Genomic DNA, 13,479 nt, shown 5'->3' with positions numbered 1-13,479 from the left:
GCTCGGAAGGCGCGTGTTGTCGGCGATGGGCGGCGGTGCGTCAACCGCGCGCGAAACGGGGGCCTGCGCCAGCGGAGACGTCAGAGGATGGGGAACCTGGCCGCCTGATAGGCCCACGGCGAAATCTGCCGGCCATTTCGATCGCTACGGCTCCGGACGATCTCCTCTGACAATCGAGCGTCGATCCGGCGTCGGGCGGCGTCCTCGCGGTCCATGATCTCCCTGCGACGAGCGACCTCGTGCTCCCACAGCAAGGCCTCCTGCCATTCGAGGATGCCGGCGCGCTCGACCAGAACCTTCGGATGGGTATGCAGCCAGCGCAGGAAGGCGATGGCGCCCGGCGTGCGCCGCCACAGGTCGCCGCCGAGTTCCAGATAGTCGCGGGCCGTCTCTGGCTCGGCGAAATTCGAGCCGTGCCAGATCGCGAGCGGGGCCGGATCGGGATTGCCGCACAGCATCTCGGCGATATAGCCATTGGCGACGAAACCCCGGCGAAGGCTGGTCGCTGCGGCGACGAAGCCGCCCGCGCGCAGATGCAGCAAGGCCAGCTCGTAATGAAGGGGCGGATAGCCTGCCGCCTCGTCGGCGAGGATGCGCTCGGCTTTCTCCGTCTCGCCGGCGCGCAGATATTCCGATCCGATCAGATACCGGACGCCTTGGTTGTCGTTCGGATTCCAGGCCAGCATCCTTTCCAGGATCGCCAGCGCCTCGCGGTGTTGGCGAAGCCGGGAATGACCGAGCGCGGCGCCGTGGGCTGCGCGCAGAAAGGGGCGGTTCTCCAGAAAGCCCCATTCGATCAGCCCGGCGAACCCCGCAGGAAGGGCGCGCTCACCCAGATCGAAGCCGCGTAGCCACGCCTGAAGCGCGAGCTTCGGTTTGCCTTCCTCCATCAGGGCATTGCCGAGATGGGCATGACCGTCGATAAAATGCGGGTGGCGTTCAACCAGCGCTTTCAGGATCTTGATGTATTTGGCGGCCGTGATCGCTCCGGCCTCGCGCTGGTCGAGCGCCCCATCGAACTGGTCGCCGATTTCGTCATAGCCGTCGCCATGATGGAAAACGCCGCCGTCCTCGGTAATTTCCAGCGCAAGCGTCTGATTCACGCCCCTCTCCACGCCGGCACGACGCCTCGGAGGGGTCAGTTTACGAATTGCCGCTGGACCTGCCAAGCGTCGCTGAAGGCCCCGTCGGGGGTAACAGGGGAACGCCCGAACCGCCGCCGCCGGCTGGTTTTCGCGGCTGGGCTCTTCAATCCTGTTGGCGGAAACGCGGCGGTCTGGTGGAGCTGAGGGGATTCGAACCCCTGACCTCTGCAGTGCGATTGCAGCGCTCTCCCAACTGAGCTACAGCCCCGGTGCGCGGCTCTTTACTTGCGCGCCCCGCCCGTGTCAACGGGTGGGCGCCCCGTGTTCGGCGTTCATGCCGGGCGGCGGGCCGCCGATCGCCCCGAGGGACCCATGCGCGCCATTCTCGACATCATTCTCATCGCCCTGAACCTCTACACCTGGGTCGTCATCCTGGGCGCCATTCTGTCGTGGCTGATCGCCTTCGGCGTCGTCAACATGCGCAACGACTTCGTGCGCTCGGCGTGGAACGTGTTCCTGGCGCTGACCGAGCCGTTCCTGCGGCCGATCCGCAACATGCTGCCCAACACCGGCGGCATCGACCTGTCGCCGATCGTCCTGCTGCTCGCCGTGATGCTGGTCGAACGGATCATCGTCTATTACATCTATCCCTACGTGTTCTGACCCATGACCCAGACTCCCGCATCCAAAACCGCCGCCGGCCGCTTCTTCGAGGATTTCCGGATCGGCGACACCATCCGCCACGCCACGCCGCGGACGCTGCGCGACGGCGACGCCTCTCTGTACTCTGCGCTCTACGGCACGCGCTTCGCGGTCCAGAGCGCCGACACCTTCGCGCAAGGCCTCGGCTACCCGAAAAGCCCGATCGACGACCTGCTCGCCTTCCACGTGGTGTTCGGCAAGACCGTGCCGGACGTCTCGCTCAACGCCGTCGCCAACCTCGGCTACGCCGCCTGCCTGTTCCTCGAGGCGGTCTATCCCGGCGACACGCTGAGCGCGACCTCCGAGGTGATCGGCCTCAAGGAGAACTCGAACCGGCAGAGCGGCGTCGTCTACGTGCGTTCGCGCGGCTTCAACCAGCATGGGCGAACGGTGCTCGACTATGTCCGCTGGGTGATGGTGCGCAAGCGCGACCACCACGCCCCCGCGCCCGCGGCGGTCCTGCCGACGCTGCCCGAGGCGGTCGAGGTCGCCGACCTCGGCGGCGCCGCGCCGAGGATCGACAAGGCGGCCTACGACGTCGCGCTCGGCGGCTCGCGCCATCTGTTCGAGGATTATGCCGCCGGCGAAAAAATCGACCACGTCGACGGGGTGACCGTCGAGGAGGCCGAGCACATGATCGCCACCCGCCTCTACCAGAACACCGCCAAGGTGCATTTCAACCAGCACAGCGAGGGGCAGGGCCGGTTCGGGCGACGGCTGATCTACGGCGGCCATGTCATCTCGCTCGCCCGCGCGCTCAGCTTCAACGGCCTCGCCAACGCCTTCCACATCGCCGCGATCAACGGCGGGCGGCACGTCGCGCCCCTGTTCGCCGGCGACACGGTGTTCGCCTGGAGCGAGATTCTCGAAACCGCGCCCTTGCCCGGCCGCGACGACCTCGGCGCGCTGCGGGTCCGGACGGTCGCGACCAAGAACCGTCCCTGCGTCGACTTCCCCTTGCGCGAGGGCGAGGGCTACGAGCCGAACGTCATCCTCGATCTCGATTATTGGGCGCTCGCGCCGCGCCGCGGGTGACATGCGCCTGCCGGCGGACGCCACGCTGATCGTCGTCGCCGTCCAGGAGGCGGTCGACGATCCGCGCCAGGGCGCGCGCAACAACGCCGGCGCCGAGGCGAACATCGCCCGGCTGATCGCGCGCTGGCGCGCCGAGGGGCTGCCGCTGGTCCACGTCCGTCACGATTCGGTCGAGTCCGGTTCGCCCTATGCGCCAGGCGCGCCCGGACACCGGTTCAAGCCGTGCGCCGCCCCGCGCGAGGGCGAAAACGTGGTGGCCAAGTCCGCCGCCAGCGCCTTCATCGGTCCCGATTTCGAGACCGCCCTCGACGCGATCGGCGCGACGACGCTGGCGATCTGCGGCGCGCTGACGGCGGACGGCGTCGAAGCGGCTGCGCGCCACGCCGGCGGCCTCGGCTACCGCGCCTTCGTCGTCGCGGACGCCTGCTGGTCGGTCGACACAGTCGACCTCGCGGGCGGGCGCTGGACCGCCGAGGAGGCGCACGCGCTCGCGCTCGCCCGCCTTCACGGCGAATACGCGACCGTGGTCGATACGGCTTCGACCCTCGACGCCGCCGCGCTCGCCATGGCGCGCAGGCGGCGTGGGGCTCCGCGTTAGCCTGTTTGCGTTGACAAGGGCGGCCGGCTGCTGAGACGCTGGCCGTTCATGAAGAAGGAGCATCGCGATTGTCCCGATCGGCGCGCGTGTCCGCGGTTCCGCGCCCCGCGCTCGGCGCGAGCGGCGTGTTCGCCGTCGTGCTCGGCAACGGTTTCGAGTTCTTCGACTTCACCGTCTACGCCACCTATCTCGGCCTGATCGGCCAGGCGTTCTTTCCCTCCGACAATGTGTTCGTCAGCGATCTCGCCTCGGCCGCGACCTTCGGCGTCGGCTTCGTCGCCCGCCCGCTCGGCGGCGCGCTGATCGGCGCCTATGGCGACCGGGCGGGGCGCAAGCCCGCCATGACGCTGTCGATCGGCCTGATGGCGATCGGCAGCGCGATCATCGCCGTGACCCCGGGCTACGCCACGATTGGCGTCCTTGCGCCGATCCTGCTCATCGCCGCCCGGCTGATGCAGGGCTTCGCCGTCGGCGGCGAGATCGGGCCGTCGACGATGTACATGCTGGAGGCGGCGCCGCCCGAGCGGCGCATGGCGTTCGCAAGCTGGCAGATCGCCAGTCAGAACCTCGGCAGCCTCGCCAGCGGCCTGATCGGCCTCGCGCTCGGGCTGGCGCTGTCGAAGGCGAGTTTCAACGACTGGGGCTGGCGCGCGCCCTTCGCGCTCGGGGTCCTGATCGCGCCGGTCGGCGTCTACATCCGCAGCCGGCTGGTCGAGACGCTCCCGACCCCGGCGCGCGAGCGGCGCGCCGGCGCGGGCGCGATCGCGGCGCGGGTCGTGCGCGAGAACTGGCGCGGCGTCCTGCTCGGCCTCGCCCTGATCAGCGGCGGCACGATCACCCAGTATTTCCTCATCACCATGACGCCTTACGCCATCCGCACCCTGCATCTGCCGGAGCAGACGGCGCTGCTCGGCACGGCCGCGCTCGGCGTGTCGGGGGCCTCGGGCGCGCTCGCCGGCGGCTGGCTCGCCGACCGCTTCGGCATCCGCACGATCACCGTCGCGCCGCGCCTCCTGTTCATGATCCTGCTGTTTCCGCTGATGAATGGGCTCGTCGCCAGCCCGAGCGGAGCGATGCTGGTCGCGGTCGTGGTCGTGCTCGGCGGGCTCCATGCGGCGAGCATCGCCGTCGGAATCATGCTGATCCCTCTGATCTTCCCGCCCGCCGTGCGCTCGACCGGCCTCGCGGTCAGCTATTCCCTCGGCGTCGCGATCTTCGGCGGAACCGCGACCTGGGTCGTCACCTGGCTCGTCGGCGCGACCGGCGACCCGCTCGCCTCGACCTGGTACGTGATGGCCGCGAGCGTCGCCATGCTGCTCGCGGCGCTGGCGATCCGCAACGTCGACTATGGATCGGAGGCCTGGCCGCCGCCGGTCGACAGAGAGGTGTGAGCGCCCGACTTGACAGCGCGTCCGCGATCACGCGAATTGTCCGGGTATACGCGAGGGCCTTCCCCGCGCGCGTCTCCCGTCCCGGACCGAACCTGCCCCCTCATGTCGACGCCCGCCGATCCCGCGCAAACCTACCGCGGACTGGTCTCCGCCTACACCGAGGCGATCCGCGCCCAGGACTTCAAGGCGAACATCGCGATCCTGTTCGTCGCCTTCATGATGGGCCCGATCCTCTACAATTATCCGAAGTTCCCGCCCTATCTGCCGATCCCGTTCGTCCTGCTGCCGTTCCTGATCGTCTACTTCTGCCTGTTCATGGTCCTGATCCCGCGCTACCCCAAGCGCGGCTCGAAGCACTTCATCGTGTCGCGCAAGGCGGCGCCCGGGGATTTCGTTCAGGACGTCGAGAGCGAGGACGAGCTGGAGCAACTGCGGCTACGCTGCGCGGTCCTGTCCGAACTCCTGTGGTGGAAGACGCTGTACATCAACATCAGCTTCATGCTGTCGATCGTGTGCATTTTCATCACGGTCGGCCTGTTGTTTTATGTCTGGTACCGTTGAAACCGAGACTCGAGGGCGCGCATGGCCGGCGACCGAAACGCCAAGCTCCGCAACCTGCTCGCCGGCTACAGCGATTCGATCCGCCTGAGCGACGCCAAGGCGAACATCGGCGTGCTGTTCGTCGCGATCATGATGGGTACGGTCGTCCAGTACAGGGACGCGTATCCTTCCTACCTGACGCTGCCGATCCTGCTCCTGCCGTTCATGTTCATCTTCGTGAACCTTCTGGTCTCGGTCTATCCGCGCTTTCCGCGCACGGGCCGGGGCCGGTTCCCGATCCAGCGCCGGACGAACCCCGAGGACTTCGACTTCCTGATGGATCCGGCGATGAGCGAGCAGTCGCTCCCCGAGACCTGCGCGATGTTCTCGCGCATCCTGTGGTGGAAGAACATCACGCTGCAGCTGGCCTACATCGCCTCGATGGGCTCGATCGTCGCCGCGGGCCTGCTGCTGTTCTTCGCCCGCTGAGAGTCGGCGGTGGGCTCAGCCCGCCTTCGCCTCGCCCCGATCGTGCCGCGCCTCGATCTCCGCGACGATCGCGCCGAGCATGGCGTTGATCTCGAAGTCCTTGGGCGTATAGACCGCCGCGACGCCCGCCGCGCGCAGGCGATCGGCGTCGGCGGGCGGAATGATGCCGCCGACGATCACCGGCACGCGCTCGAGGCCCGCCGCGCGCATCAGCGCCAGCACCTCCTCGGTGAGCACGACGTGCGAGCCGGACAAGATCGACAGCCCGACGCAATGGACGCCGGACTTGGCGCGTTCGACGATGTCGGCGGGCGTCAGGCGGATGCCGTCGTAGACCACGTCCATGCCGGCGTCGGTGGCGCGCGCGGCGATCTGCTCGGCGCCGTTGGAGTGGCCGTCGAGCCCCGGCTTGCCGAGCAGGAACCGGACCCGGCGGCCGAGCTTGAGCGAGACGCGCTCGACTTCGCCGCGCAGCGCGTCGAGGCCGGCGGCGGCCTGCCGCGCGCGCGGCGAGACGCCGGTCGGAGCGCGGAACTCGCCGAACTCCGCCCGGAGCGCGTCGCCCCATTCGCCCGTGGTGGCGCCGGCCTTGGCCGCTTCGATCGAGGCGGGCATGATGTTGGCGCCGCTGGCGGCGGCGGCCCGGAGCGCCCGCAGCGCCTCGCGCACTCGCCGCTCGTCCCGCTCCGCCCGCCACGCGACCAGCCGCGCGACCTGCTCCGCCTCGGCCTTGGCCGAGGGGACCATGATCGAATTCTCGCCCGCCGTCAGCGGCGACGGCTCGGAATTGGTGAAGGCGTTGACGCCGACGACGATCTGCTCGCCGCGCTCGATCGCCTCGAGCCGGCGGGTGTTGGATTCGACCAGCTTGGCTTTCAGCGCGCCGGTCTCGATCGCCTTGACCGCCCCGCCCATCGCGTCGATGGCGGCGATCTCGGCGAGCGCCTCGCGCTTGAGCGTCTCGACCAGCGCCGCGACTTCCGTGCTGCCGTCGAAGATGTCGCCGAATTCCAGCAGGTCGGTCTCGTAGGCCATGATCTGCTGCAGCCGCAGCGACCACTGCTGGTCGAACGGGCGCGGCAGGCCGAGCGCCTCGTTCCACGCCGGAAGCTGGACCGCGCGGGCGCGCGCGGTCTTCGACAGCACCACCGACAGCATCTCGATGAGGATGCGGTAGGCGTTGTTCTCGGGCTGCTGCTCGGTGAGTCCGAGCGAGTTGACCTGGACGCCGTAGCGGAAGCGGCGCTTGGAGGGATCGGCGACCCCGAACCGATCACGCGTGATCTCGTCCCACAGGTCGACGAACGCCCGCATCTTGGCGAGCTCGGTGACGAACCGCATGCCGGCGTTGACGAAGAACGAGATACTGCCGACCACGTTGGCGAAGCCCTGCTCGTCGACCTCGCCCGACCGGCGAACCCGGTCGAGCACGGCGATGGCGGTGGCGAGCGCGTAGCTGAGCTCCTGCACCGGCGTCGCGCCCGCTTCCTGCAGATGGTAGGAGCAGACGTTCATCGGATTCCATTTCGGCGCCTCGCGGGCGCAGAACAGGATCATGTCCGTTGTCAGCCTGAGCGAGGGGTCGGGCGGGAAGACATAGGAGCCGCGCGCCAGATATTCCTTGATGATGTCGTTCTGTGTCGTGCCCTGAAGCTGCGCCCGCGGCGCGCCCTGCTCGTCGGCGACGGCGATGTAGAGGGCGAGCAGCCACGGCGCGGTGGCGTTGATCGTCATCGAGGTGTTCATCGAGGCTACGGGAATGTCCGCAAACAAGGCCCGCATGTCGCCGATGTGCGAGATCGCCACGCCGACCTTGCCGACCTCGCCGCGCGCCAGCACGTGATCGCTGTCGTAGCCGGTCTGGGTCGGCAGGTCGAAGGCGATTGACAGGCCGGTCTGGCCCTTGGCGAGGTTCTGGCGATAGAGCTTGTTCGACTCGCGCGCGGTCGAATGCCCGGCGTAGGTGCGGAAGATCCAGGGCTTGTCCCGCCGCGCCGCCCGAGCCTGTTCGGTTTCCGCCATCGTCGCCACCCTTTGCGCGCCGGCTCCAGAGCCCCTCGCGCGCGCTTTTGTGCGCAGCACAATCGCAGAAAAAACCGGCGCGCGCCAGATTCCGGCGCCCCGGCGCGACCCGGCGGCCGTCGTCAAATCGTCGTATGGGTGTTTTGGCCTCCGCAGCCCGGACGCGACCAAAAGCCGGGTTGATTTTCCCGGCTTGAACGGCAATGCTGGTTTGTGCGACGCAATATCGGGGCCGGCCGGTATGCGCCCGGCCGCCAAAACGCCGCCCTTCGAGGAAGCCCATGAACACCCGTCCCGCCGAAACGGCCGAAGCACCGGTCAAGGACCTGTACGAGATCGGCGAAATCCCCCCGCTCGGCCACGTGCCGAAATCCATGTACGCCTGGGCCGTGCGCAAGGAGCGGCACGGACCGCCGGAGGAGTCGATGCAGATCGAGGTCGTGCCGACCTGGCCGCTCGACAGCCACGACGTGCTCGTCCTGGTGATGGCGGCCGGCGTCAACTACAACGGCGTTTGGGCGGCGCTGGGCGAGCCGGTTTCCGTGCTCGACGTGCACAAGAACCCGTATCACATCGCGGGCTCCGACGCCTCCGGCATCGTCTGGGCGGTCGGGTCGAAGGTGAAGCGGTGGAAGGTCGGCGACGAAGTCGTCGTCCACTGCAACCAGGACGACGGCGACGACGAGGAATGCAACGGCGGCGATCCGATGTTCTCCGCTTCGCAGCGGATCTGGGGATACGAGACGCCGGACGGCTCGTTCGCCCAGTTCTGCCGCGTTCAGGACCGGCAGTTGATGGAGCGGCCGAAGCATCTCACCTGGGAGGAGGCGGCTTCGTACACGTTGACGCTCGCGACCGCGTACCGGATGCTGTTCGGCCACGAACCGCACCGGCTTCGTCCGAGCGACAACGTGCTCGTCTGGGGCGCGTCCGGCGGCCTCGGCGTGTTCGGCGTCCAGCTCTGCGCCGCCGCCGGTGCCAACGCCATCGGCGTCATCTCGGACGAGAGCAAGCGCGACTACGTGATGTCGCTCGGCGCCAAGGGCGTGATCAATCGCAAGAATTTCAACTGCTGGGGCCAGCTGCCCAAGGTGAACACGCCCGAATACAGCGCCTACATGGCGGAGGCGCGCAAGTTCGGCAAGGCGATCTGGGACATCACCGGCAAGAAGGACGTCGACGTGGTGTTCGAGCACCCGGGCGAGGCGACCTTTCCGACCTCGTGCTTCGTGGTCAAGCGCGGCGGCATGGTGGTGTTCTGCGCCGGAACGAGCGGGTTCAACATCACCTTCGACGCGCGCTTCGTCTGGATGCGGCAGAAGCGGATCCAGGGCTCGCATTTCGCCAACCTCAAGCAGGCCTCCGCGGCCAACAAGTTCGTCCTCGATCGGCGCATCGACCCCTGCATGTCGGAAGTCTTTCCGTGGAAAGAGATTCCCCTCGCCCACACCAAGATGTGGAAGAACCTGCACGCGCCCGGCAACATGGCGGTGCTGGTGAACGCCCCGATCACGGGCCTGCGCACGCTCGAGGACGTGCTCGAGGCCGGCAGGACGTGACGAGGGCGGCTCGGCGCCGCCCCGATTGCCATCGACTCCCCGAGCCGCTAAAGCGGCTCGCGCGTCCTCGACGGGCGCGCGGCGTCTCATCTCATGGCTTCGCCGTCCCCGCCGCGAGGAGCGCGGGCCCCGCGAGGCCGACCGACGGGAAGGAAGCATGGCCGCCAACCAAGACAGCGAACGCCTGAAGCGCGAGGCCGCCCGGCGGGCGCTCGATCTGGTCGAGCCGGGCATGCGGCTCGGGCTCGGGACCGGCACGACGGCGCGCCATTTCGTCGACCTGCTGGGCGAGAAGGTCGCCCAAGGACTGAAGGTCCGCTGCGTCGCGACCTCGGAGGCGACGCTCGCCCAGGCGAAGGGCCTGAACATTCCGATGACGACGCTCGACGACATGCCCGAGCTCGACCTGACCGTCGACGGCGCCGACGAGGTCGACCCCGAACTCCGGCTGATCAAGGGCGGCGGCGGGGCCCTGCTGCGCGAGAAGATCGTCGCGGCCGCGTCGCTCAGCATGGCGGTGATCGCCGACGCGTCCAAGGCCGTGGCGCGCCTCGGCGCCTTCCCGCTGCCGGTCGAGGTCGTGCCGTTCGGCCTCGTTTCGACGCGCCGCCATATCGAAAAGGCGCTCGAAGGCCTCGGCGCGCCGGGCGAACTCGTCCTGCGCGGCGGGCCCAAGCCTTTCGTCACCGACGGCGGCCACTTCATCCTCGATTGCCGCCTCGGCGCGATCGCGGACCCGGAGCGGCTCGCCGCGGCCCTGTCCGTCATCCCGGGCGTCGTCGAGCACGGCCTGTTCATCGGCTATGCGCGCGTGGCCTTCATCGCCGGGGCCGACGCGGTCAGGACCCTCGGCCGACTCTGAATTCAACATCTGGGAGTTTGTTCATGTTCGCGACGCGAACCCTATCCGCCTCGATCCTCGCGTGCGCGCTCCTCGGGGGCGCGGCGGCTCTGGCGGCCGACGCCGGGGCGCCCGCTTCTCCCACGGTTCCGCCGCCGTCGCCGGCGGCCGTGCATGCCGCCGACCAGCTTCTGATCGCAATGGGCGTCAAGGAAAGCATCGCCAAGACCGTGCCGACCATGATGAGCGAGCTCGAGCGCAACGTCCTGACGACGCGTCCGGAGCTCAAGCAGAGCCTGGAGGCGTCCCTGCTCGCCATCAAGCCCGAATTCGACAAGTCGGCCCAACAGACCTACGGCAAAGCCGAGGCGCTGCTCGCGCTCTCCTTGTCCGAGAAGGATCTCGTTGACGTCGCCGCCTTCTTCACGAGCCCGCTCGGCCAGAAATACCTCGCCCTCGAGCCGATTTTCTTCGGCAAGCTGCAGGACGTGGTCGGACCCTGGCGCCAGGAGCTGTCCGGCGACATCGTGGCCAAGGCGCGCGAGGACATGAAAAAGAAGGGCGTCGACTTCTAGGGAGCGCGGGGCCATGGCGTTCGACGTCGACTTCTTCGTCATCGGCGCCGGCTCCGGCGGGGTGCGGGCGGCGCGGATCGCCGCCGGGCACGGCGCGCGGACGGTGGTTGCGGAGGAGAGCCGGATCGGCGGCACCTGCGTCATCCGTGGCTGCGTGCCGAAAAAACTCTACGTCTACGCCAGCCGCTTCGCCGACGAATTTTCCGACGCGGCCGGATTCGGCTGGACGGTCGGGGAGACGTCATTCGACTGGCCGAGCCTCGTCGCGGCCAAGGAGAAGGAGATTTCCCGGCTCTCGGCCGCCTATCGGTCCAATCTCGCCGCCTCCGGCGCCGAACTGGTCGAGGAGCGGGCGACGATCGTCGGCCCGCAGCGGGTGCGGCTCGCGGGCGGCCGCGAGCTGTCGGCGCGCCACATCCTGATCGCGACCGGCTCGCGGCCGACGCTCGTTCCGGAGGTCGATGGGATCGGGCATGCGATCAGCTCGAACGAGATCTTCGACCTTCCCGTCTTTCCCAAGCGGCTGCTGGTCGTTGGCGGCGGCTACATCGCGGTCGAGTTCGCCTCGCTGATGCAGCGACTGGGATCGCAGGTGACCGAGGTCATGCGCGCGCCCAACGTGCTGCGCGGCTTCGACGACGACATGCGCGCCGGCGTGCGCGACGGCATGATCCGCGCCGGCGTGCGGTTCGAATTCGGCTGCCTGCCGAAGCGGATCGTCAAACTCGGCGACGGGACGCTGCGCGTCGCGCTCACGGACGGGCAGGCGCTCGACGTCGATCAGGTCCTGCTCGCGACCGGCCGTCACCCCTACACCGCCAATCTCGGGCTCGAAGCGGTCGGCGTGAAGCTCAGCCCGCACGGCGCGATCCTGGTCGACGAGACCCTGACCAGCAACCTGCCCTGGCTGCACGCCGTCGGCGACGTGACCGACCACATCAACCTGACCCCGGTGGCGATCCGCGAGGGCCACGCGCTCGCCGACCGTCTGTTCGGCAAGGGCCCGCGGCCGATCCGTTACGACACGACGGCGAGCGTGGTGTTCTGCACGCCGGAACTGGGCGCGGTCGGCATGACGGAAGCCGAGGCGGTGGCGCGGCTCGGACAATTCGAGGTCTACGAGGCCAATTTCCGGCCGATGAAGGCGACGCTGTCGGGCAGCGGCGAGCGGGCGATCATGAAGCTGATCGTCGACGGCGCGACCCGCAAGGTCATGGGCGCCCACATCCTCGCCCCCGACGCCGGCGAGATGATCCAGCTGGTCGCGGTGGCGATGACGCTCGGCGCGACGAAAGAGGACTTCGACGCCACCATGGCGGTGCATCCGACGGCCGCCGAGGAACTGGTGACGATGCGCACGCCCTCGCGCCGCTTCGACGGCGGCGAATGGATGGCGTGAGGGTCTGACGCGAGCAACTGTGAAGGTCCGCGTAGCCCGTGCTCGGCCGGGCTCAAGGCTGGCGCTTCGCGCCTCCGGCCTTGACCCCGTCCGTTCACCGGCCTTCGGGCTGGCAAGAGGTCGGCGCGGTGTCGTCGACGAGCCCATCGTCGACGAGCCCATCGTCAACAGGCGCATCCCTGACCTCGAAACCCTCGAGGCCATCGTCTCGCGACAATGCGCCCAACTCGCCAACGACCGACAATCCCTGAAAGGGAGAGCCGGATCCCACGGCTGGCCGCCCATCGCCAATCCGAGCTGATCACCCGGAAATGGCGTCAGGCCGCCGGGACGAAGGGCGCGCGCGTTCTGCGCTGGGCCAGGAACCCGACCCCCAGGAAGCCGAACAGCATCATCGCCCACGTGGAAGCCTCGGGCGCGGCGGTCCCTCCGGCCACGGTCGGCTCGAACGTGATGTTGTCGACCACGGCAACCCCGCCCTTGAACGACACGGAGCTGACCCCGCTCCAGTCGAAGGTGAACAGGACCGGCGACGACGTGATTGCGAGAGTCTTCGAGTCGCCGAGATTGTCGGAAACAACAACGGACGACGAACTCGGCGCGGAAGCGAAGTAGGCGCTGTCGAACGTGAACGTCCCGGAGTTCGATGTAAAGGTCGCCTTATTGCCCGTTATATCGAACAAGGCGTTCGACTGAGAGACGATACCGGTGATGTAACCACCAACTGGTATGTGGTTTTCAACGGCTGCGTTGCTCCAGGTAAATCCATCATACGTGCTCAACGTCACGTAATTTCCGCTGCTAACCACGACATCGTCGAAGTTGATCGTGGTCGCCATCGCCGAGCTGGCCGACGCGATCGTCGCGATGGCCGCGACGGAAACGCGACCGTCTCTCCATATTTTCCGCATGATATTCCCCTTCTTCTCAGTGGAGCAAATCTCCCGCGATCACTGGTTAACACTGTATCGAAGAAAGATTTGTGACGGCTTCTCTAAGAAACCGCGATGCAGCGGTCGCGAGCCGGCCAGAACTTCTTTCGAACAGGAGCGGGATCGCCTGCGCGAGCTACCGAGAAGAAGTGGCCTTTACTTTGGATTTTCTACCCGATCTGGCTCGGTCTTCGCGCCGAACGCCGATCTGTGCGTTCAAGTCTTGGCCGAATCGACTGGAGCGTGACGATCGTGCTCCGGGACGGCGCCGACGCGCCACGCCCTTCCCCCGCCCGCCGATTCGCCCCATA

General features: G+C 68.0%; 14 protein-coding genes and 1 tRNA gene. 11 read left to right on the top strand and 4 right to left on the bottom strand.

Going from position 1 to position 13,479, the window contains the following annotated elements; genetic code table 11:
• Positions 1-80 precede the first annotated feature (80 nt).
• Positions 81-1,169: a tetratricopeptide repeat protein gene (locus DFR50_RS06325; protein ID WP_245427371.1), complete on the bottom strand. Its 1,089-nt coding sequence runs from the start codon at positions 1,167-1,169 to the stop codon at positions 81-83.
• A 108-nt stretch (positions 1,170-1,277) separates the two neighbouring features.
• Positions 1,278-1,353, bottom strand: a tRNA-Ala gene (locus DFR50_RS06320).
• Positions 1,354-1,457: 104 nt separating this feature from the next.
• Here DFR50_RS06320 and DFR50_RS06315 point away from each other — a divergent pair.
• The 6 genes from DFR50_RS06315 (at position 1,458) to DFR50_RS06290 (ending at position 5,840) form a co-directional block, all read left to right on the top strand.
• A complete protein-coding gene (locus DFR50_RS06315) occupies positions 1,458-1,748 on the top strand; it encodes a YggT family protein (protein WP_113888338.1) in 291 nt (96 codons plus the stop codon).
• Positions 1,749-1,751: 3 nt separating this feature from the next.
• Complete coding sequence (locus DFR50_RS06310; RefSeq protein ID WP_113888337.1) at positions 1,752-2,822, top strand: MaoC family dehydratase; 1,071 nt, start codon at positions 1,752-1,754, stop codon at positions 2,820-2,822.
• Between the two features lies 1 nt (position 2,823).
• Positions 2,824-3,420 carry an isochorismatase family protein gene (locus DFR50_RS06305; protein WP_113888336.1) on the top strand — a complete coding sequence of 199 codons (597 nt, stop codon included), beginning with the start codon at positions 2,824-2,826 and terminating at the stop codon, positions 3,418-3,420.
• A gap of 86 nt (positions 3,421-3,506) precedes the next feature.
• The gene (locus DFR50_RS06300; protein ID WP_210208818.1) at positions 3,507-4,811 is read left to right on the top strand and encodes an MFS transporter; all 1,305 of its coding nucleotides are present in this window, start codon (positions 3,507-3,509) and stop codon (positions 4,809-4,811) included.
• 102 nt (positions 4,812-4,913) lie between these two features.
• Positions 4,914-5,372, top strand: a complete 459-nt coding sequence (locus DFR50_RS06295) for a Pycsar system effector family protein (protein ID WP_113888334.1) — start codon at positions 4,914-4,916, stop codon at positions 5,370-5,372.
• Between the two features lie 21 nt (positions 5,373-5,393).
• Positions 5,394-5,840: a Pycsar system effector family protein gene (locus tag DFR50_RS06290; protein WP_113888333.1), complete on the top strand. Its 447-nt coding sequence runs from the start codon at positions 5,394-5,396 to the stop codon at positions 5,838-5,840.
• A 15-nt stretch (positions 5,841-5,855) separates the two neighbouring features.
• On the opposite strand, the gene DFR50_RS06285 is transcribed toward DFR50_RS06290, so the two are convergent.
• Positions 5,856-7,862: a methylmalonyl-CoA mutase family protein gene (locus DFR50_RS06285; RefSeq protein ID WP_113888332.1), complete on the bottom strand. Its 2,007-nt coding sequence runs from the start codon at positions 7,860-7,862 to the stop codon at positions 5,856-5,858.
• 281 nt (positions 7,863-8,143) lie between these two features.
• On the opposite strand from DFR50_RS06285, the gene ccrA reads away from it, so the two are divergent.
• From ccrA to gorA, 4 genes are all read left to right on the top strand, one after another.
• Complete coding sequence (gene ccrA / locus DFR50_RS06280; RefSeq protein WP_113888331.1) at positions 8,144-9,421, top strand: crotonyl-CoA carboxylase/reductase; 1,278 nt, start codon at positions 8,144-8,146, stop codon at positions 9,419-9,421.
• Positions 9,422-9,578: 157 nt separating this feature from the next.
• On the top strand, positions 9,579-10,283 hold the full coding sequence (gene rpiA / locus DFR50_RS06275) for a ribose-5-phosphate isomerase RpiA (RefSeq protein WP_113888330.1): 705 nt from the start codon (positions 9,579-9,581) through the stop codon (positions 10,281-10,283).
• A 23-nt stretch (positions 10,284-10,306) separates the two neighbouring features.
• On the top strand, positions 10,307-10,837 hold the full coding sequence (locus DFR50_RS06270) for a DUF2059 domain-containing protein (RefSeq protein WP_147262666.1): 531 nt from the start codon (positions 10,307-10,309) through the stop codon (positions 10,835-10,837).
• A gap of 13 nt (positions 10,838-10,850) precedes the next feature.
• A complete protein-coding gene (gene gorA, locus DFR50_RS06265) occupies positions 10,851-12,236 on the top strand; it encodes a glutathione-disulfide reductase (protein WP_113888328.1) in 1,386 nt (461 codons plus the stop codon).
• A gap of 317 nt (positions 12,237-12,553) precedes the next feature.
• Here gorA and DFR50_RS06260 read toward each other — a convergent pair whose 3' ends face one another.
• On the bottom strand, positions 12,554-13,075 hold the full coding sequence (locus tag DFR50_RS06260; RefSeq protein ID WP_147262665.1) for a PEP-CTERM sorting domain-containing protein: 522 nt from the start codon (positions 13,073-13,075) through the stop codon (positions 12,554-12,556).
• Here DFR50_RS06260 and DFR50_RS31235 point away from each other — a divergent pair.
• Positions 13,065-13,415 (top strand): hypothetical protein, encoded by a 351-nt coding sequence (locus tag DFR50_RS31235; RefSeq protein WP_147262664.1) that lies wholly within the window; start codon positions 13,065-13,067, stop codon positions 13,413-13,415. The two genes, DFR50_RS06260 and DFR50_RS31235, sit on opposite strands and share 11 nt — an antisense overlap.
• Positions 13,416-13,479 lie beyond the last annotated feature (64 nt).

The organism is Roseiarcus fermentans (assembly GCF_003315135.1).
Lineage (GTDB): Bacteria > Pseudomonadota > Alphaproteobacteria > Rhizobiales > Beijerinckiaceae > Roseiarcus > Roseiarcus fermentans.
Note: the sequence above shows the minus strand (reverse complement) of the source record. Positions and strands in the feature narration are given on the sequence as shown.